This window comes from Nocardia sp. NPDC004340, assembly GCF_053602575.1.
Window position 1 is genome coordinate 49,697 of record NZ_JBSGDW010000013.1, and the last position, 18,842, is coordinate 68,538.

Consider the following 18,842-nt stretch of genomic DNA (forward strand, 5'->3'; position numbering starts at 1 on the left):
CGTTAAGTTACTCGTGGGTAACTTAGCGTGTGACTTTCTGCATCGGTTGATCCGGTCGCGGGTGTGATATGCGCAACCGCTAACGTCGGAGCAATGAGCGAGGCCGTGAGACCTGTTGAAAACCACACCGATCCCTTGCCGCTGACCGGCGAGCGGACGGTGCCCGGCATCGCCGAGGAGAACTACTGGTTCCGGCGCCACGAGATCGCCTACGTGCGCATGCTCGACCGTTGCGCGGGCAAGGTCGTGCTCGAGGCGGGCAGTGGAGAAGGCTACGGGGCCAATATGATCGCCGGGGTCGCCGCGCGTGTCACCGGCCTCGACTACGACGACAGCGCGGTCGCGCACGTGCGCGCCAAGTACCCGCGCGTGGAAATGGTGCAGGGCAACCTGGCCGACCTGCCGCTCGACGACGCCTCGGTCGACATCGTGGTGAACTTCCAGGTCATCGAACACCTGTGGGACCAGGCGCAATTCCTGCGCGAATGCCTGCGGGTGCTGCGGCCCGGCGGCAAGCTGCTGATCTCCACCCCGAACCGGATCACCTTCTCCCCCGGCCGCGACACCCCGCTCAACCCGTTCCACACGCGTGAGCTCAATGCCGCCGAGATGACCGAACTGCTCGTCGAGGCCGGTTTCACCGTCGAACTGATGGCGGGCATCTTCCACGGGCCCGAACTCGTGGCGCTGGACGAGAAGTGGGGCGGGTCGATCATCGACGCGCAGATCGAGCGGGCGCTGGCGGGCGAGCCGTGGCCCGCCGACCTGGCCGCCGACGTGGCCGCGGTGACAATCGACGACTTCGCGCTGCTCGCCGACTCCGAGCGCGACATCGACGCCAGCCTCGACCTGCTGGCCGTCGCGGTGAAGCCGTGACGGACGCGAATTCGCCGGTGCCGGGCCAGTTCACGCTGGTCCTGCACTCGCACCTGCCGTGGCTGGCCCATCACGGGCGCTGGCCGGTCGGCGAGGAATGGCTCTACCAGTCCTGGGCCGCGTCCTACCTGCCCGTCGCGAAAGTGCTCAGAACCCTTGCCGCCGAAGGTCGTTCGCACCTGATCAGCCTGGGCATCACGCCGGTGCTGGCCGCGCAGCTGGACGACCCGCACTGCCTCGAGGGCATGCACCACTGGCTGGGCAACTGGCGGCTGCGCGCCGACGAGGCCTCCATGGCGGGCAATGTCGCGCTCGGTCGGCACGAACACCGGCTCGCCGCAGCCGCTCTCGACGATTTCGAGACCCGCTGGATGCACGGCGCCTCGCCGGTGTGGCGCGAGCTCATCGACGCCGAGGCCATCGAATTGCTGGGCGGGCCGCTGTCGCATCCGTTCCAGCCGCTGCTGGATCCGCGGCTGCGCGAGTTCGAACTGGTCGAGGGCCTGGCGGACGCGCGGGCGCGCTGGGGGCACACACCGTCGGGCATCTGGGCGCCCGAGTGCGGGTTCACGCCGGGCATGGAGCAGACCTACGACAAGGTCGGCATCTCGCACTTCATGGTGGACGGACCCGCGCTGCGCGGCGACACCACGCTCGGCCGGCCGGTGTGGGATTCGGATGTGGTGGCGTTCGGCCGCGATCTCGCGGTCAGCTACCGCGTCTGGTCGCCGAAATCCGGGTACCCGGGACAGCCCTACTACCGTGATTTCCATCACTATGACCACGCCACCGGATTGAAGCCCGCGCGGGTCACCGGTAAGACCGTGTCGGGTCCCGACAAGGCTCCTTATGATCCCGAGCTCGCCTCGGCGGCCATCGGCAAGGACGTCGCCGACTTCGTGGCGACCGTGCGGGAACGGTTGATCTCGGAGTCGGAGCGCATCGGCCGGCCCGCCCTCGTGGTCGCCGCCTTCGACACCGAATTGTTCGGCCACTGGTGGCACGAGGGCCCGCAGTGGCTCGAGCAGGTGCTGCGCGCACTGCCCGAGGCCGGGGTCACCGTCGGCACCCTCGCGGACGCGCGGGCCCGCGGCTACGTGGGCGAACGCGTCGAATTGGCCGATTCCTCCTGGGGTTCGGGCAAGGACTGGCGGGTGTGGGCCGGGGACCAGGTGTCCGATCTGGTCCAGCTGAACGCCGAGGTCGTGCGGCTCGCGTTGGACACCCTCGACAAGATGCGGGTGGACGCCGGAACGGTCGAGAACACCCGATACGGGTTGCGCGACACGGTTGCCGACCAGCTGCTGCGGGAGGCGATCCTGGCCGTCTCCAGCGACTGGGCGTTCATGGTGTCGAAGGATTCGGCGGCCGGGTACGCGCGTGATCGAGCCCATGAGCACTCGCACGCCGTGCGCGAGATCGCGGCCGCGGTGACGGCCGGGCAACTCGCCAAAGCGGGTCAGTTGGCGGCAGGATGGTACGCGGCCGACGGACTCTTCCCCGCGCTCGATGCGCGCAGGCTCGGCCCCGCTTCAGAAGGACCCGCATGAAGATCTTGATGGTGTCGTGGGAGTACCCACCCGTCGTAGTCGGTGGGCTGGGCCGCCACGTCCATCACCTGGCCGTCGAGCTGGCCGCCGCCGGGCACGAAGTCGTCGTGCTGGCGCGCCGGCCGATGGGCACCGACGCCACCACCCACCCGACGCACTCCTTCATCGAGGAGGGCGTCCTGGTGGTGGCGGTCGCCGAGGATCCGCCGGTGTTCGACTTCGGCGAGGACATGCTGGCCTGGACCCTGGCCATGGGTCACGCCATGGTGCGGGCCGGGATCGCGTTGAACAAGCCGGGCATCGGCGAGGGCTGGACCCCCGACGTGGTGCACGCCCACGACTGGCTGGTCGCGCACCCGGCGATCACGCTGGCCGAGTACTACGACGTGCCGCTGGTGTCGACCATCCATGCCACCGAGGCGGGCCGCCACAGCGGCTGGGTCTCGGGTCGGGTGAACCGGCAGGTGCACTCGGTGGAGTGGTGGCTGGCCCACGAATCCGACGCGCTCATCACCTGTTCGGAGTCCATGAAGGACGAGGTGCACCGGCTCTACGGGGCCGAGAAGGTGCCGATGACGGTGATCCGCAACGGAATCGACGTGGGCGCGTGGACCTTCCGCGAACGCGCCCCCCGTTCCGGACCGCCGCGGCTGCTGTACGTGGGCCGGCTCGAATACGAGAAGGGCATCCAGGACGCCATCGCCGCGCTGCCGCGCATCCGCAAGGCGCATCCGGGCGCCACGCTCACGGTCGCCGGTATCGGCACCCAGTTCGACTGGCTGCGTGAGCGCGCCCGCGCCCACCGCGTCGCGCGCGCGGTGAGTTTCATCGGCAAGCTCGACCACACCGATCTGCTGGGCTGGCTGCACAGCGCCGACGCCATCGTGCTGCCCAGCCGCTACGAGCCCTTCGGCATCGTGGCCCTCGAGGCCGCCGCCGCGGGCACCCCGCTGATCACCTCCACCGCGGGCGGGCTCGGTGACCTGGTCACCGACGGCGTCACCGGCGCCTCGTTCGAACCGGCCGACGTGAACGGCGTTGCGGAAGCGGTCATCTCGGTGCTCGACGACGCGACCGCCGCGCAGGAGCGCGCCTGGGCCGCCCGCGAGCGCCTCACCGCCGACTTCGCCTGGGATGTGGTGGCGCAGGAGACCGCGCTGGTCTACCAGGGCGCCAAGCGCCGGGTCCGCAACCCGGTCGGCCGTCCGGTCATCTCGGAACGTCCACTGCCGGAACGGGATCCGAACCAGCCGTACTGAGCGGTGACGCTCGGGTTTTTCCCTCGGGCACGTCTGCGCCTCGAATTGGAACGAGTTCTAATCCGAGGCTCGGATCCGACCCGGGTCAGTTGAACGAGCAGCCCGGATTCGGCGCGTCCTCCGACAGCGGACTCCCCGCGGGCAGCACATAGAGCACGTCGAGGATCTGCGACTCGGTCCCCAGATTCCGTTCCAGATGGACATTGCCGGTCCCGGCCCGCTCCACGAACGCCGTCCCCGCCCCGCCGACCTGATCGATCGCGCAATCGGGTCCGTAATGGCTCAGCTCGCCCTGACGCAGGACCGCGTACAGCGTCCCGTCGTGATAGTGCCAGCCGGTGGAACCGCCTGGGACGATGGTGATTTCGCGCAGAATGTAGTCGGTGTCCCCGATCGTGGTGCGCGAGATGATCACCCCCGTGACGCCGTCGGACGGTGTCGCGTGCGCGGTCGCCGCGAAGGACCCGACCAACGCGCAGGACGCCAGCGCGGCCAGTACAGCTCGAGAACCGAGAGTCACCCGGCCACGCTATCGCGCGCCACCGGTCGGCGAGAACCCCTAGGCGTCCATCTTTTTCAGGGTCTTCTGGACCGTCAGGAAGGTGCGGGTGGTCATGTCCTTGCCCCAGGCCTTCTCGATCGTGGACATGAAGCCGGTGGTGCTGGGATCGGTGTTGTCGATGACGGTGAGCAGAGCGGCGGCGGGCTCGTCGTAGCGGACGACGCGGACCGCGGAGCCCTCGAAATCGGGGATGGACTTCGGGTGCTCGCGCACGAAGGTGACCGTCAGATAGGTCTCGCGGCCGTGGGTGAGACCGGCGTAGGGATCGGAGTCGACCAGCTTCTGGAGCTGGGCCCGCGTGCGGATCAGCGTCCCGCCGGGGATGCCCAGTTCGGCGGTGAGCGCCTGCTGGATGGTCGATTCCAGGGCGGCCACGTCGGTGTCGTCGGTCCGGAAGACCACGTTGCCACTCGCCAGCAGCGTGCTGACCTTCTCGAGACCCAACCCCTCGAAGACGCCGCGCAGCTTCTCGCCGCGCATATTGGGGTTGGTGGGCATGATCCCGCGCAGGAAGGCGGCGTAGCGGTGCATGGCCGTGAACCTACCTGCGCGGGGTGACAGTCAGGAGGCTGCGACGCCGCTCTTCTTGCGTTCGATGTCGGCGAGCGCCTCGAGATGGGCGGCGCGGGCCTCGGCGGCGGCGTCCCAGGTCTCCTTGCGGTTCTTCACGGCCCGGGCGGGCGCGCCGACGCAGATGGAGTAGTCGGGGTAGTCGCCCTTGACCACGGCGTGCGCGCCCAGCACGCAGCCGCGGCCGACGCGGGTGGAGCGCAGCACGGTGACCTTGGCGGCGATCCAGGTGTCCGGGCCGATGCGGACCGGCGACTTCACGATGCCCTGATCCTTGATGGGCAGGTTGATGTCGTCGGTGACATGGTCGAAGTCGCAGATGTAGCACCAGTCGGCGACCAGGGTCGACTCGCCGATCTCGATGTCGAGGTAGGTGTTGACGACATTGTCCTTGCCGAACACCACCTTGTCGCCGATGCGCAGCGAACCCTCGTGGCAGCGAATGGCGTTGCCGTCGCCGATGTGCACCCAGCGGCCGATCTCCAGCCGGGACAGCTCGGGGGTGGCGTGGACCTCCACGTTCTTGCCCAGGAAGACCATGCCGCGCAGCACGATGTGCGGGTTGGCCATCTTGAACTTGAACAGCCGGTAGTAGCGCACCAGGTACCAGGGCGTGTAGGCGCGATTGGCGAGGGCCCACTTCAGAGACGCGGGCGTGAGGAAACGGGCCTGCTCCGGATCCCGGCGGCGCGAACCCCGCCAACGCGAGCGCAGCGGTGCGCCCCACATGCTCGTCACGAACTACTCCCTGTGTTCACCGGTCGTTTCAACGAGGGTATCCGTCCCCTTCCACGGGCACGAAAGTAGGCTGTGCTCCGGCTGCGGCAACGGCAGGGGCCCGGCTGTGGCAACCCGGCGACAATCCTCAGACTTCCGTACTGGCAGAAGGGACACCAGCAGGTGCGAAACGGCAGGCGGCGGACCGGACGTGATCGACGCTCGAGCACCGGGTCCAAGGTGCTGGCCCTCGCGGGCGCCGGGCTGTTCGCACTGACGGGGTGCGCGTACGGCAGTACCAAGGTCGACGATATCGGCGTCGGTCCCGGCAAGGGCTGGCCGATGGCGTTCGGGGATGCCCGCAACAGCGGGTCCAGCTCGGTCACCGGGTCACGGAATCTGGCGCTGAATTGGTCTCGGCCCGTGGGCGGTCCGGTCGCGCAGCCGGTCACCATCGGCGGCGACGGGCAGCTGTACGTCACCACCCGCGCCACCGGCTGCAACATTGTGTCGTTCCAGATGCCGACGGGCCGTAAGCGTTTCTGTAATCCACTGGGTCCCAGCGCCGTCGACGGCGGCGCGGCGGTGGACGGCAGCGGCAACGTGTACGTCGGCGACGACGGCGCGGTGAAGTCGTTCAACAACCTCGGTCAGCCGCGCTGGCGCACCCCCGCCGCCGGGACGCCGGTGTCGGTGCAGTTCACCGGGGACGGGAAGGTCCTGTCGGTCACCCAGTCCGGACAGGTGGACGTCCTGATCCGGCAGACCGGCGAACGCCAGGTCCCGACCTTCCAGCTGCTCGGCGAACCCGACTTCCTGGCCAACCCGTCGCTGAGCCGGCCGCCGGACGGGCAGGGCCTCGACGACTGCGCCACCGGCGGACCGCAGTGCCCGATCGCGAATGTGTCCGCGGTGGACCAGAAGTCGGGCCGCTTCTACGCGACCGTGTGGAAGCCCGGTGACAGTCAGGCCGCGTTGGTGGCGCTCACCTACAACGGCAGAGAGGTCCGCGTCGACTGGGACGCGAAGCTGCTCGAACAGGGCAGCGCCACCAGTCCCGCGCTCTCGGCCGACGGCTCGACGGTCTACGTCGGCGACAACACCAACCGCCTGATCGCCATCGACGCCGCCACCGGCAAGACGAAATGGACTCGGGACCTGGGCTTCCCGGCGCGGGGCGGCATCTCCGTCGCGGACGGCCTGCTGGTGCCCGCCGGCGACGAGGGCCACCTGATGGCACTGCGCGATCAGGGCGACACGGCCGAGATCGCCTGGGAGCGCAAGGATCTCGAACTGCGCGGCCGCCCGGTCCAGACCGCGGGCGGCACCGGCTACACGGTGGCCCCGATCGGGGACAAACTGACGCTGGTCACCTTCGACACCCGCAATGGCGCGACGGTGCAGTCCAACGATCTTCCGGGCGCGGAGGGCACCACCGTGGCGACCGCCGTGGGCAGCAAGGGCGAGGTCGTGGTGGCCACCCGGATCGGCGAGCTGTTCGTGTTCAAGCCGGAGACGAAGTAGCCCCGTCCGCGCGCAGCGTCAGCGCGTAGGCGTCGACATTGGCCGCGACCCGCCGCAACAGGTCCAGCAAGGTGCCGTAGTCGTCGGCGCTGAGGCCCTCGGTGGCGGCCGCGCGCTGAATCCGGATGCGCTCCCACAGGTTCGCGTGCGCGGCGACGCCTTCCGGGGTCAACGCGTAGGTCCCCGCGTTGTCCCGGGCGACCCAGTCCCGACCCTCCAGCGCGCCGACATACGGTGCGGCCGTGGGGTCGTGGGCGTCGAGGTACGGGGACAGCGCGACATCGAGGCCCGCGGTGTCGAGCGGGCCGTCGGCGAGCGTGTGCAGGGTCTGCCAGTGGCGGCGGAGCAGGCCCTCGGCGGCCAGGAACGCGGCGAAATTACCTTCGAGGGTCTGGTCGATGTGCTTGAGCCAGTAGCCCAGGAACTTCGGTGCGTCGGACATGATCGTCTCCCAATACTTGTAAAAGTACATGTGTATGTATTTTAACAAGCGATTGTAGAATGACAAGGGTGAAGGACAGCGACCCCGCGATCGTCGCCATCGAGCGCGCCATGGTGGCCATTCGCCGCAGCCAGAGCCGGCGCGCACTGAACAGGCTCGCGGCCCGCGCCGGAGGCCCGGCCGTGGATCCGACCCTGTTCGGCGTGCTCGACGCCGTCGAGGCCCGGGAGGGCGAGGTGGTGGTCACCGATATCGCCACCGCCCTGGGCGTGGACCAGCCGCGGGCCAGCCGGCTGGTGGCGCGGGCGGTCGCCGAGGGTCTCGTGGAACGACGGGCCGATCAGGTCGACGCGCGACGCGTCCACCTGTACCTCACCGCCTCCGCGCGCACGACCCTGGACCGCGCCCACGCGAATCGGCAGGCCGCGCTCGATGCCGCGACCGCCGGCTGGCCAGACCGCGACCGCACCGAATTCGCCCGGCTGCTCACCCGATTCGTCGCCGACTTCGAGACGGCCACCGCCGACCGGCCGGACGACGCCCGGTAGCGATCAGTCCGGGCGGACCGATTCGAGGACGGTGGCGGCCCGCTCGAGCAGGTCGATGAGCGCGGCGCGCTCGGCCGCGGTGAACTCCGCCGCGAGCGCCCGTTCGACCGGGACCGCGCGTTTGTCGGCCGCCCGCATGACCTTGCGACCCTCGTCGGTGAGCCGGGTCTCCAGCACATTGCGATGCCACTCGTGCGGCGTGCGCTCGATGAGGCCGCGCTCGCGCAGATTGGTGAGCACCGTGTTCATGGTGGGCGGGGTGACGCCGCAGCGGCGGGCCAGTTCGGCGGCGGAGATGCCCGGGTTCTCACTGAGGACGTAGAGGGCCGCGTACTGCGGGATGGTCACGGCCGCGGGCTTGAGGGCGGCGTTCTTCGCGCCCATGAGCGCCTGCTCGGCGCGCTTGATATAGGTCCCCAGGCGCTCTTCGACCGGCATCGACGTCACCCCGGCATGATAACCCACCCCCTTGTTCGAACCTTGACTATCATTAGAGCTCTAATCTATCTTCGCTCTCGTATTCCAATGTCATCTCTACCGTCTCGAAAGGCATGCGCATGTCCCACAGCGTGATTCCCGAGAAGTACACCGACCTGCTCACCCGGCCCCTGTTCGCGCACCTGGCCACGCTGAATCCCGACGGCACCCCGCAGGTCACCCCGATCTGGCAGATCTGGGACGGGGAGTTCCTGCGCTTCACCACCACGACGACCCGGGCCAAGCACCGCAATACCGCCCGCGACCCGCACGTGGCGGTCAGCATCAACGATCCCGAGGCGCCGTACCGCTACCTGGAGGTCCGGGGCGTCGTCGAACGCGTCGACACCGATACCGAGGGAGAGTTCTTCGATGTCCTCGCGCAGCGCTACGGACTCCCCTACGAGAAGCCCGTGGGCGACCACCCCGATCGTGTCGTGCTGGTGATGCGGCCGACCCACGCGACCTATCAGGGCTGAGCCCTACGGGGTCGCGCAGAGGAAAACCGTTGCGGCGCGGCCGATTCTGGTGACGACGAGGGAGTGCGGCACCGAGCCGCGGGGTTTGATGCGGGCGCGCAGGGCGTCGGGGTCGATATCGACGCCGCGGGTGAGGATTTCGAGAGGGCCGCAGTCGCGGCGGTGGAGTTCGGCGCGCAGGGGCTTCTCGCGGAATTCCATGCGGTCCAGGACGCGGAAGCCACGGACGCCGTCGGGAACCTGGTCGCCGGTGAGATAGGCGATGCGGGGATCCAGTTGCCACAGGCCGTGTTTCGCGGCGTAGTGGCGGACCAGGCCCGCGCGGACGACGGCGCCGTCCGGATCGATGATCCACTCCCCCGGCTCGCGTTCGGGGATGTCGTCGGGGGCGGTGTCGGTGAGGGTCCAGGGATCGGCCGTCGCGGACAGGACCGTCGCGCGGCGGGTGACGCCCGGTTCGGTGAGACCCGGTGACCACAGGCAGGCTTCGCGGACCGCGCCGTCGAGGGAGACCACCTCGACCTCGCCCGACCAGCCCAGGGTGTCGAAATCCAGTCCGGGAGCGCACTTCACGGCGAGGTCGCGACCGGAGTAGGCGGTGAGCAGATCCGGCAGCGGCGGCTGGAGTTTGGCCGGATCGTGGGTGCGGCGGCCATCGGCGCGGCGGGCGGGATCGGCGATCACCACCTCGGCGGTGCTGCACGGAACCAGCGCGTCGGCCTTGGCCAGCAACACATTTCGCGCGCCCGCGTTGTGCGCGGCCATGGCCAGCCGGATGTCGTCGAGGTCGCTGCCGATGACGGCGGGACAGACCGCCGCGAGCGCGGCGAGTTCCGCGCCGATCGAGCAGGTGACGTCGTGCACGGTGCGCCCGGCCAGCCGTTGGGCGCGCTGCGCGGCCACCGCCGACGGGGTCGCCTGCTGGAGGGCGTCGTCGGTGAACAGCCAGTCCCCGGCGCCGGCCAGTTTGACGGTGGCCCGGCGGCGCAGGCGGACGGTTTCGACCAGGGCCGCGGACCGGTCGCCGTGCCCGCGGCGGATGCGCTCCAGATCCTTGAGGAGCGAGGCGGAGGAAAGCGCGAAATCGCCCACCTCGGCCAGGGCCGCCGCGCCGGCGGCACTGGAGAGGTAGGCGATGTCGTCGCGAGTGAAGGCGTAGCCCACGGGGTTTCGCGGAGTCGGCCTACTTGGCGGACGCGCCGGGCTTCACGCCGGTGATCATGGCGTTGTAGAAGAACTGGCGGGGCACCACGTGGCGCAGCACCTTCTCGTCGAGGGCGGAGAACGCCAGCCACGCCTTGTACTGGGCCATGCGGTAGCCGATGGTCAGCTTCTCCTCGGGCACGGCGGCCTCGAAGGTGCGGACCGGCCAGCCCCACAGGGCGGCGGCGAATTCCTCGGTCTTGGCCTGCACCTCGACGGCGCCCGCGCTGCGGGCCATCTTCTCCAGGTCGGAGGGGTCGAAGGTGTGCAGGTCGACGACGGCCTCGAGGGCCGCGGCGCGCGAGGACTCGTCGAGCTCGGACTGCGGGCGACGCCAGCCGCTCAGGAACGGCAGCTTCGTGACCGTGGTGGTGACCTTCCAGGTGACCTGGCCCAGGCGACGCGCGTAGATGTTGCCGATGGTGGTCGGCTCACCGGCGAACACGAAGCGACCGCCCGGCTTCAGCACGCGCAGGCACTCCTTGAGCGCGAGTTCCACATCGGGGATGTGGTGCAGCACGGCGTGGCCGACGACCAGGTCGAAGGTGTCGTCCTCGTAGGGGATGGTCTCGGCGTCGGCGACGCGGCCGTCGACGTCGAGGCCCAGGTTCTGGCCGTTGCGGGTGGCGACCTTGACCATGCCCGGCGACAGGTCCGTGACCGAGCCGCGCTCGGCCACGCCCGCCTGCATCAGGTTCAGCAGGAAGAAGCCGGTGCCGCAGCCGAGTTCGAGGGCCCGCTCGTAGGGCAGCTCGGTACTGGGCGCGACGGCGTCGAAGCGACCCTTGGCGTACTCGATGCAGCGCTCGTCGTACGAGATCGACCACTTGTCGTCGTAGGTCTCGGCTTCCCAGTCGTGATACAGGACCTGGGCGAGCTTGTTGTCGCTATACGCGGCCTGGACCTCGGCCTCGGTGGCGTGCGGGTTCGGCGCGGGGTCTTCAGGACCAACTGTCATGCAGGCAAGCCTAATGAATAGCCCGGTGAGCGGTGTTATCGGGCCACTGAACGACCGGTGAACGGGATCGCATCCGGTCCGTCGACCAAATAAGAACGTGTTCCAAGCTGCTGATCTTCGGTTCCGAACAGGTCAGCCCACTCGCGGCGGGCCCGATCATGACCATGTGTACCGGCCTCGAAGACCCGTTTCGCGGCCGCGATCGCGGCGCCCGGACCACCCACGAACTGCCCCGCCCAGCGCAGTGCGGCGGCGAACACATCGTCGGGCGCGACCACCTCGTCGACCAGGCCCAGCACCGCGGCCTCCTTCGGATCCACGAAGCGTCCGCTGTACACCAGATCCTTGGCGTGCGACGGCCCGATCAGCAGGCTCAGCCGGCGGATGCCCGCCAGCGGGATCAGCCCGGCCTTGATCTGCGGCAGGCCCAGTTTCACGTTGTCGCCGATGATGCGGCGATCGGCCGACAGCGCCAGTTCCAGGCCCGCGCCCAGCGCGTAGCCGCTGATCGCCGCGACCGTCGGCTGCGGCAGCCGGGCCAGGCAGCCCAGCGCCGACTGGAAGTCGGCCACCATGGCCTGCGCCTGCTCCGGGGTGAGGCGGGCCAGCTCGGCCATCTCGTCACCCGCGCTGAACACCCGCGCGTCGCCGTAGACCACCACGGCCGCGATCGACCCGTCGGCCGCGATCTCGTCGGCGGCGGCCGCCACCTCGAGCGCCACCTGCAGATCGATCAGATTCATCGGGGGACGGGCGATGCGGAGCACCGCGACACCCTCTGCCACGCCCCGGTCCACGGTCACGAATTCGGCCACAGCCGATCACCCTACTTCGAGCCCTGGGTATGGTGTCCCTCCGCCCGTGCGGGCGTGCTCGATCGTGGAGTTCTTATGCGTGACATGTGGTGCCCCAGCTGCGACTCGACCCTGCCGGTCGTAGCGAGCCGATGCCCCTTCTGCTCGGCGGAGCGCCCGCCCGAACCGGAACCCGAACAGCCGCCGTCGTATTGGCTGCGCGTGTTCGTGGTGGCACTGATCCAGGTCGGGCTACCGATCGCGGTCGGGGTCGGGATCCAGGCCCACGTGGTGGCCGCGGCGGCGGCGCTCGGGTTCGCGGTGAGCGCCATGCTGTGGAGCCTGGTGTGGGCCGCGGCCACGCCGCAGCACTGAGCTACCGACCTACTCGGGTCGCTGCGAGCCCCGGATGCGGGCGTTCTCCGGCAGTTCCGCGAAGTAGCGGTCCGCGTGCGGGAAGGCCAGCGCCGGGCCCTCGGCATCGGGATCGTAGACCGGCATGATCGGGACGATGGTCCGGTCGGCGGCGAGAATCTCGGCGGTGGAGGCGAATTCGCCGAGCGCCGCGAGCTGGGTCCAGGTCGGCGGCAGCAGCACGTCCAGGCCCTCGTGCCAGCGGCGGATGGCCTCGGCGGGCGTGCACCAGGTGACGACCTCGGCCTCGGAGGTGGCGCCGTCGGCCAGCTGGCCCTCCGGCAGCACGGCCACGAAGAAGCGGGTGTCGTAGCGGCGCGGCTCGATCACCGGGGTGATCCAGTTGTCCCAGGGGCGCAGCAGGTCGGCGCGCAGCACCAGGTTCTCGCGGGTGAGGAATTCGGCGAAGGACAGTTCGCGGCGCTCCAGCTGCCCGCGCGCCTCGGCGTAGACGGCGGTGTCGGTGACCACGGTGTCGGCGGTCGGACCGGCCAGCAGCACGCCGCATTCCTCGAAGGTCTCGCGCACGGCGGCGCAGATCAGCGCCTGGGCACGGCCGGCGTCGATGCCGAATCGCTCGGCCCACCAGGCGGCTTCGGGCCCGGCCCAGTCCAGGGCGACCGACGCGTCGGAGGGGTCGACGCCGCCACCGGGGAAGACGGTCATCCCGGCCGCGAAGGCCATGCCGCCGACGCGGCGCTGCAGGAACACCTCGGGCCCGTGCGCGCCGTCGCGCACCAGCATGACCGTGGACGCGTCCTTGACCGGGCGCGCGGCGGGCTGGGATCCGGGCTGTGCAACTGTCTCGCTCACATTCCGCACCATAACCCTTACCCGAGCGAAATAACATCGGCCCCGATTCACTCGGTCAAATGGACTGATCCGGTGCGGGTTTCGATGACGGGGGGCCCGGCGGGATCCGGATGCCGAGTCCAGGTGCCCTCGACCTTCCCGGTCCGGTAGTCCTGCACCTGGCTGACCACGGCCCCGGAATCGTCGGTCCAGGTAACCAGGAAAATGCCCGCCTCGATGGGCGCGACCGCGACCGGGGTATTTGTCCGGTGTCCGGTGTCGGCGGCGGTGTAGGTGAGGCTGCGGCCGTCCGCGGCGAAGGTGATGGTGCCGCCCGAGCCGACGTCATAGGTGAGCTGCGCGGTCTTCCCGTTCAGGTCCGCGGGCACCGCAGCCTTGCCCAGCGTCTCGGCGGCATGCGACTTCGAAACCTGCTGGGCCGCTGGCGGATCGGCCACGCAGCCGGTGGCGGCGAGCGCGACGGCGAGGACCGCGAGGGCGCCGGTGCCCCGGGACGCGATGGGACCGGTCGCCCGGTCTGCGATGGCACCGATGGTCCGGCCCACGGCCAGCTCCCTCCGTCAGCGGCAGTTGCGGACAGTTTGCCCGGCATCGCCGACGGACGCAATCGCAGCGCGCCGAGGTGTCGTGGGAGGACGTCAGCGGTTGCGATGCCGCCCGAAACGCTGGCTGCGGCGCGCGAAGTAGCGGCCGTCGATGCGGTCCAGCTGGATCGACTGCCGGAACGCCTCGCTCAGGTTCTCCGAGGTCAGCACATCGGTGAGCAGACCCTGCGCGACCACCGCGCCCTCGTTGAGCAGCAGCCCGTGGGTGAAGCCCGGCGGGATCTCCTCCACGTGGTGGGTGACCAGCACCGTGGCGGGCGCGTCCGGGTCCGCGGCCAGGTCGCCGAGACGCTCGACCAGTTCCTCACGGCCGCCCAGATCGAGTCCGGCGGCCGGTTCGTCGAGCAGCAGCAGTTCCGGGTCGGTCATGAGCGCGCGGGCGATGAGCACGCGTTTGCGCTCGCCCTCGGAGAGGGTGCCGTAGGTGCGGTCGGAAAGGTGTTCCGCGCCCAGGCTTTCCAGAATGTCGATGGCCCGGTCGGTATCCATGTCGTCGTAGCGCTCGCGCCAGCGGCCCATGACCGCGTAACCCGCCGAGACGACGAGATCGGCGACCTTCTCGTCGATCGGCACCCGGCTGGCGATGGCGGCGGAGGAAATTCCGATACGCGGGCGTAGTTCGTTGATATCGACCCGGCCCAGGGTTTCGCCGAGCAGATTGGCGATTCCGGAGGTGGGGTGCATTTCGGCGGCGGCCATCCGCAGCAGTGAGGTCTTGCCGGCGCCATTGGGGCCGAGCACGACCCAGCGTTCGTCCAATTCCACCTGCCAGGTGACCGGACCCACCAAGGTATGTCCGGAACGTCGGACGGTGACGTCGCTGAAATCGATGAGCAGATCGGGATCCGGTTGCGGCACGGGGTCCATCTTGGCCCACCGCCCTGGACGATCGTCAACGTGGTGGCTGAATCCGGGGCGTGTCCTCTCCGGAAGTGCGGGGACGATAAGCGATTTCATGGGTGCGCGTATCGAATTCCGATAGATCGCACTCCGGGCCCCGCATTCCCCGGCCCCGCGCATCGGCGCTCGTGGAGCGGAACATCCGTGCCAGGATCAGTGCCACCGGGATCGAGAGCACCGTCCACACGATGAGAACAACCAGCAATGTTGTCATTTCGTGGTTTCCTTTCGAGGAAACTCGTGAATCGATCCTGGACCACCCGGTCGGGGAAGTCGATACGCCCTGCCCATATGGGTCAGCACGCCAACCATTCGGTTTCGCTAGTGCGCCATTCGCGCCGCCGCCTCCATGCCTTCCGACCTACGGCACCGCGATCACGGTCATCGACCCCGGGGCCACCTCCGTGAACCCGGCGTCGCGCACCGCCACCGCGTCGCCCCGGGCCACCCGCTGTCGCAATTCCGCCCAGTGGCCCGGATCGGCCTCCGCGACGGTGCACCGAAACCCGGTGGCGGCCCACGCATACGCTTGCCGCACCGATAAGGCGCCTGCCAGCAACATGCTGGCATGCCCTACCTGTGCCGCTGCCTTCCCCACAGTCATACCCAATTCCGAGTCCACCCATAGCACCGGACATTCCGGATCGATCGCGATGTCCGCCTCCTCGGGCAGCTCGGTTCCGCTGATCTGGAGCCGACGGATCCGCGGATCCACGTCCCCCACCGGACCCGGCACCAGCGCCCGCGCCTGCGCGCCGCCGAAATCGACTGTGACACCGTCGACTTCCTGCGCCGCCAGCCACTGCGCCCCGCGGGCCCGCCGCGCCACCTTCCGGATGCGCGAGCGCTTCCAGGTCAGATAGCGCTCCTCCCACTCCCCGTCCGGCCCGACCCGCTCGTCCAGGCACACCGCGACCGCCGCCGAGGCGGCGGCCGCCAGCAGCGCCGACCGCGCGGGCGGATCGTTCTTCGGAATGTGCAACACCATCTGCATGGCCTGGACCAGAGCCGGGTCGGCGGGATCGCCCCCGCCGCCGTAGCCCCGGGCCAGTTCCGCGTGCCTGGCCTCGAAACCGGCATCGATGGTGGATCCAACGCTCGACACAACCACTCCTACAACGACGTTCTAACGCACCGTCAGGTTCACGGTGAACCGCTTGGCGGGCTCGACGCCCTGTTCCCAGGCCCGCATGTACGCCAGGCTCAGCGTGGTCGAGCCGGGGGCCTCGGCCACGAAATTCAGCACCGACTTGCCGCCGACGCCGACCTTGCCGTCCGGGTTGGCGTCCTGCTCGTACTCGGGTGACCCGTTCTGCTTCACCACGTTCTGATCCAGCGCACCCAGCTGCCAGCCGAATCCGGTGGTCGGATTCGCCTCGAGGGTGACGATCAGGCCCTGCCCCAGGGCCAGGCTCACGTCCTTGCCGTCGGAGTCCGCGCCGATCCGCTCGGCCGCGCGGTCGGCGGATGTCGCCTGCACGGCGGTGGTGCCCGCGACACTCGTCGCCGAGACCGGTTGCGCCTCGTTCGGGTTGGTGGTGCCGCAAGCGGCCAGCGCGAGGCCGGCCATCACCATCACCAGCGGCATACGCACACGCACTCGGACTCCTTCGGTCATCGCCGGGTTTCCGACCACGGTACCGAGAGCGGAGCTCAGGGTGGCGCAAGCGAATTGGACGCGTTGCGGCTACCGCACGGCTTACTGCGGCAGCGGCACCCGGCGGATACCGCCGTCGCGGGCGTCGGCGGCCTCGACCTCGTCGCGGGTGACGCCCAGGATGAACAGCACCGCGTCCAGGAACGGATGCGACAGCGCGGCGTCGGCGACTTCGCGCAGCGCGGGCTTGGCGTTGAACGCGATACCCAGACCCGCGGCATTGAGCATGTCGATGTCGTTGGCGCCGTCGCCGACCGCGACGGTCTGCTCCATGGCCACGCCCGTCTCGGCCGCGAACCGGCGCAGCGCAACGGCTTTCGCGGCCCGGTCCACGATCTCGCCGGTGACCGCGCCGGTCAGCTTGCCGTCACGGATCTCGAGGGTGTTGGCCTGCACGAAGTCCAGTTCCAGTTCGTGCGCGAGCGGCTCGATGACCTGGCGGAAGCCACCGGACACCACGCCGCAGCGGAAGCCCAGGCGGCGCAGGGTGCGAATGGTGGTGCGGGCGCCGGGGGTGAGTTCGATGCGCTCGGCGACCTCGTCGATGACCGAGGCGTCCAGCCCGGCCAGGGTGGCCACGCGCTGGCGCAGCGATTCGGAGAAGTCGATCTCGCCGCGCATGGCGGCCTCGGTGACCGCGCGGACCTCGTCCTCGACACCGGCGTGCGCGGCCAGCATCTCGATGACCTCGCCCTGGATCAGGGTGGAGTCCACGTCGAACACGATGAGCCGCTTGGCCCGTCGCGCCAGACCGGCCTTCTCGACCGCGACGTCCACGCTCTCCTTGGCGGCCACCGCCGACAGCGCGGTGCGCAGCTCGGTCTCGGTGTCCGCGTCGGCGGCGGGCACGGTCACCAGCAGTTCCAGACCGGTGACCGGGTAGTCGGCGATGCCGCGGATGGAGTCGATATTGACGCCCTGCGCGGCCAGCTTGCGCGCGATGGCGCTGAAGGCGCGGGCGGTGACCGGCGAACCCAGCACCACGACCGCGTGGGTGGACAGCTTGGCGCCCGATACGGCGCTGGCCCCGATCTCCACGGCCACGTCCATGCCGATCGACGCCATGGCGTCCTCGAGCTGATCCTGCAGCGACTCGGGATCGGTGGGACACGACACCAGCACGCCCAGGGTGAGGCGGCCCCGGATGACGACCTGCTCCACATCCAGCAGGCTGACCCCGTTGTTGGCCAGCGCGGCGAGTAGCACCGACGTGACGCCCGGCTTGTCGGGTCCGGTGACCGTAACCAGAACCGTCGTGTCAGACGCGCTCAATCGATGACTCCTTGTCCCTGCGACAACGTGGCCCGCCCGACATGCGGCGGCAGCTCATTCTGTCAGGTCGGCCTCGCACCGACCGCGCCGACCGCCGCCCACGGTGGCGGGCATCACGTCGGCGAAGCTCACGTACGGCTCAATGCCCGCCGGGGGCGAGCAGGCGGGCCGCCTCGGAACGCCATTCGCCCAGGATCTCGGCGACCGGGCGCACCGCGGTGACCAGCCCGACGCCCTGCCCGGCATCGACCGGTGCGATGCGCGGATCATCGGCGGCATTCGCGGCGGCCAGCTCGGCCCGGGCCGCGGCGATGCTCGGGGACGGGGCGGGCGCGGACAGCTCGTCGACGCGGTCCTGCCAGCGCTCGGTGAAGTCGTTGCGCAGCACGCGGGCCGGAAACCGCTGCGGCCAGGGCAGTTCCATGCCGACGTCGAACGCCCGCGTGAGGATCGTGTCGGTGCCCCGCGCCGCGAGCAGGGCGCGGCGGCTGTTCGGAGGCAGCAGCGATTCCTCGGCGGCGGCCAGCGCGGTGCCCAGCCACACCCCCGCGGCGCCCGCCGCGAGCATGGCGGCCATCCCGCGCGCCGAACCGATTCCGCCCGCGGCCAGCACCGGGCCGGGCACGGCGTCGAGCACCGCTTCCAGCAACGGCAGCGTCGCGAGCTCGGGCGCACCGTGGCCGCCACCCTCGAGACCGCGCGCGACCAGCACGTCGATCCCGGCGTCGCGGGCGCGCCGGGCGTCCTCGACGGTGTAAACCTGTGTCGCCGTCCGGATTCCGGCCGCGCGGGCGCGGGCGGCCCAGGACAGGTCGGTTCCGAAGCTCACCGACAGCAGGGCGGGTTTCGCGGCGAGGGCGAGGTCGAGAAGTCCCGGTCGCGCGGCCGCCACCCAGTCGACCAGGCCGATTCCGATAGGGCCGGGCGCGGGCGCTGCCTCGCTGCCCATCAGTTCCCGTTCGAGCGTGGGGAGTTCGCCGTCGAGGGCGGCGGCGGCCAGTTCGCGTTCGAGCGCCTCGACCGAGCCCGCGCTGCCCATGCCGATCATGCCCAGTCCCCCGGCGGCCGCGACCGCGACAGCCAGCCGGCCCCCGGCGACTCCGCCCATGGGCGCATTCACGATCGGCGTCCGCAACCCCATCGCGTCCGACCAGTCGGTCCGCGGTCCCGCATTCTCGGTCATCACTCCATGAAAGCGTCCCGCCGCCGACGGGGTCCGGCC

Annotated in this window: 23 protein-coding genes; 7 read left to right on the plus strand and 16 right to left on the minus strand. The window is 69.9% G+C overall.

All coding sequences use genetic code 11. The annotated features are described in order from the left end of the window. Positions 1–93 precede the first annotated feature (93 nt). Genes ACWEOI_RS32050 through ACWEOI_RS32060 form a run of 3 tightly spaced genes read left to right on the plus strand, consistent with a single transcriptional unit; the run spans position 94 to position 3,685 of the window. Positions 94–876: a methyltransferase domain-containing protein gene (locus ACWEOI_RS32050; protein ID WP_433671845.1), complete on the plus strand. Its 783-nt coding sequence runs from the start codon at positions 94–96 to the stop codon at positions 874–876. Continuing rightward, positions 873–2,426 (plus strand): glycoside hydrolase family 57 protein, encoded by a 1,554-nt coding sequence (locus ACWEOI_RS32055; protein ID WP_357279412.1) that lies wholly within the window; start codon positions 873–875, stop codon positions 2,424–2,426. Before ACWEOI_RS32050 ends, ACWEOI_RS32055 begins: the two co-directional genes overlap by 4 nt. Continuing rightward, on the plus strand, positions 2,423–3,685 hold the full coding sequence (locus tag ACWEOI_RS32060) for a glycosyltransferase (RefSeq protein WP_433671843.1): 1,263 nt from the start codon (positions 2,423–2,425) through the stop codon (positions 3,683–3,685). The genes ACWEOI_RS32055 and ACWEOI_RS32060 overlap by 4 nt, the downstream gene beginning before the upstream one ends. 85 nt (positions 3,686–3,770) lie before the next feature. Here ACWEOI_RS32060 and ACWEOI_RS32065 read toward each other — a convergent pair whose 3' ends face one another. From ACWEOI_RS32065 to ACWEOI_RS32075, 3 genes are read right to left on the minus strand one after another with little or no spacing between them, the layout of a single operon-like run. Continuing rightward, positions 3,771–4,205, minus strand: coding sequence for a cupin (locus ACWEOI_RS32065; RefSeq protein ID WP_433671842.1), 435 nt, complete (start codon positions 4,203–4,205; stop codon positions 3,771–3,773). A 39-nt stretch (positions 4,206–4,244) separates the two neighbouring features. Further along, entirely contained in the window at positions 4,245–4,778 is a 534-nt protein-coding gene (locus tag ACWEOI_RS32070; protein ID WP_452362017.1) for a DUF1697 domain-containing protein, read from the minus strand. A 30-nt stretch (positions 4,779–4,808) separates the two neighbouring features. Then, the gene (locus ACWEOI_RS32075) at positions 4,809–5,555 is read right to left on the minus strand and encodes an acyltransferase (protein WP_433671840.1); all 747 of its coding nucleotides are present in this window, start codon (positions 5,553–5,555) and stop codon (positions 4,809–4,811) included. 162 nt (positions 5,556–5,717) lie between these two features. Here ACWEOI_RS32075 and ACWEOI_RS32080 point away from each other — a divergent pair, with 162 nt between their 5' ends. Beyond that, a complete protein-coding gene (locus ACWEOI_RS32080; RefSeq protein WP_452362018.1) occupies positions 5,718–7,058 on the plus strand; it encodes an outer membrane protein assembly factor BamB family protein in 1,341 nt (446 codons plus the stop codon). Here ACWEOI_RS32080 and ACWEOI_RS32085 read toward each other — a convergent pair. Next, on the minus strand, positions 7,039–7,530 hold the full coding sequence (locus ACWEOI_RS32085; protein ID WP_452362019.1) for a MarR family winged helix-turn-helix transcriptional regulator: 492 nt from the start codon (positions 7,528–7,530) through the stop codon (positions 7,039–7,041). The two genes, ACWEOI_RS32080 and ACWEOI_RS32085, sit on opposite strands and share 20 nt — an antisense overlap. Positions 7,531–7,568: 38 nt before the next feature. On the opposite strand from ACWEOI_RS32085, the gene ACWEOI_RS32090 reads away from it, so the two are divergent. After that, positions 7,569–8,048: a MarR family winged helix-turn-helix transcriptional regulator gene (locus tag ACWEOI_RS32090; RefSeq protein WP_452362020.1), complete on the plus strand. Its 480-nt coding sequence runs from the start codon at positions 7,569–7,571 to the stop codon at positions 8,046–8,048. Between the two features lie 3 nt (positions 8,049–8,051). Here ACWEOI_RS32090 and ACWEOI_RS32095 read toward each other — a convergent pair whose 3' ends face one another. Beyond that, positions 8,052–8,486 (minus strand): MarR family winged helix-turn-helix transcriptional regulator, encoded by a 435-nt coding sequence (locus ACWEOI_RS32095; protein WP_357279973.1) that lies wholly within the window; start codon positions 8,484–8,486, stop codon positions 8,052–8,054. Between the two features lie 119 nt (positions 8,487–8,605). Here ACWEOI_RS32095 and ACWEOI_RS32100 point away from each other — a divergent pair, with 119 nt between their 5' ends. Continuing rightward, positions 8,606–9,004 (plus strand): TIGR03618 family F420-dependent PPOX class oxidoreductase, encoded by a 399-nt coding sequence (locus ACWEOI_RS32100; protein ID WP_433671836.1) that lies wholly within the window; start codon positions 8,606–8,608, stop codon positions 9,002–9,004. Positions 9,005–9,007: 3 nt separating this feature from the next. Here ACWEOI_RS32100 and ACWEOI_RS32105 read toward each other — a convergent pair whose 3' ends face one another. The 3 genes from ACWEOI_RS32105 to ACWEOI_RS32115 are packed head-to-tail and all read right to left on the minus strand — an operon-like array spanning position 9,008 to position 11,980. Then, entirely contained in the window at positions 9,008–10,168 is a 1,161-nt protein-coding gene (locus ACWEOI_RS32105; RefSeq protein WP_452362021.1) for a THUMP-like domain-containing protein, read from the minus strand. A 19-nt stretch (positions 10,169–10,187) separates the two neighbouring features. After that, complete coding sequence (locus ACWEOI_RS32110) at positions 10,188–11,165, minus strand: class I SAM-dependent methyltransferase (RefSeq protein WP_357096273.1); 978 nt, start codon at positions 11,163–11,165, stop codon at positions 10,188–10,190. 35 nt (positions 11,166–11,200) lie between these two features. Beyond that, positions 11,201–11,980 carry an enoyl-CoA hydratase-related protein gene (locus ACWEOI_RS32115; protein ID WP_452362022.1) on the minus strand — a complete coding sequence of 260 codons (780 nt, stop codon included), beginning with the start codon at positions 11,978–11,980 and terminating at the stop codon, positions 11,201–11,203. Positions 11,981–12,055: 75 nt separating this feature from the next. Here ACWEOI_RS32115 and ACWEOI_RS32120 point away from each other — a divergent pair, with 75 nt between their 5' ends. Then, positions 12,056–12,334: a hypothetical protein gene (locus tag ACWEOI_RS32120; protein ID WP_452362023.1), complete on the plus strand. Its 279-nt coding sequence runs from the start codon at positions 12,056–12,058 to the stop codon at positions 12,332–12,334. Between the two features lie 9 nt (positions 12,335–12,343). On the opposite strand, the gene ACWEOI_RS32125 is transcribed toward ACWEOI_RS32120, so the two are convergent. The 8 genes from ACWEOI_RS32125 to ACWEOI_RS32160 form a co-directional block, all read right to left on the minus strand. Continuing rightward, positions 12,344–13,117, minus strand: a complete 774-nt coding sequence (locus tag ACWEOI_RS32125; RefSeq protein WP_452362046.1) for an NUDIX hydrolase — start codon at positions 13,115–13,117, stop codon at positions 12,344–12,346. A 116-nt stretch (positions 13,118–13,233) separates the two neighbouring features. Further along, positions 13,234–13,731, minus strand: a complete 498-nt coding sequence (locus ACWEOI_RS32130; RefSeq protein WP_452362024.1) for a MoaF-related domain-containing protein — start codon at positions 13,729–13,731, stop codon at positions 13,234–13,236. 93 nt (positions 13,732–13,824) lie between these two features. After that, positions 13,825–14,658: an ABC transporter ATP-binding protein gene (locus tag ACWEOI_RS32135; protein ID WP_357096283.1), complete on the minus strand. Its 834-nt coding sequence runs from the start codon at positions 14,656–14,658 to the stop codon at positions 13,825–13,827. A gap of 25 nt (positions 14,659–14,683) precedes the next feature. After that, the gene (locus ACWEOI_RS32140; RefSeq protein ID WP_379276983.1) at positions 14,684–14,905 is read right to left on the minus strand and encodes a hypothetical protein; all 222 of its coding nucleotides are present in this window, start codon (positions 14,903–14,905) and stop codon (positions 14,684–14,686) included. 147 nt (positions 14,906–15,052) lie between these two features. Continuing rightward, complete coding sequence (locus ACWEOI_RS32145) at positions 15,053–15,796, minus strand: aminoacyl-tRNA hydrolase (RefSeq protein ID WP_452362025.1); 744 nt, start codon at positions 15,794–15,796, stop codon at positions 15,053–15,055. A gap of 21 nt (positions 15,797–15,817) precedes the next feature. After that, complete coding sequence (locus ACWEOI_RS32150; RefSeq protein ID WP_452362026.1) at positions 15,818–16,291, minus strand: protease inhibitor I42 family protein; 474 nt, start codon at positions 16,289–16,291, stop codon at positions 15,818–15,820. 99 nt (positions 16,292–16,390) lie between these two features. Continuing rightward, positions 16,391–17,620, minus strand: a complete 1,230-nt coding sequence (gene serB / locus ACWEOI_RS32155) for a phosphoserine phosphatase SerB (protein WP_357096294.1) — start codon at positions 17,618–17,620, stop codon at positions 16,391–16,393. 139 nt (positions 17,621–17,759) lie between these two features. Beyond that, entirely contained in the window at positions 17,760–18,803 is a 1,044-nt protein-coding gene (locus ACWEOI_RS32160) for an NAD(P)H-dependent flavin oxidoreductase (protein WP_452362027.1), read from the minus strand. Positions 18,804–18,842 lie beyond the last annotated feature (39 nt).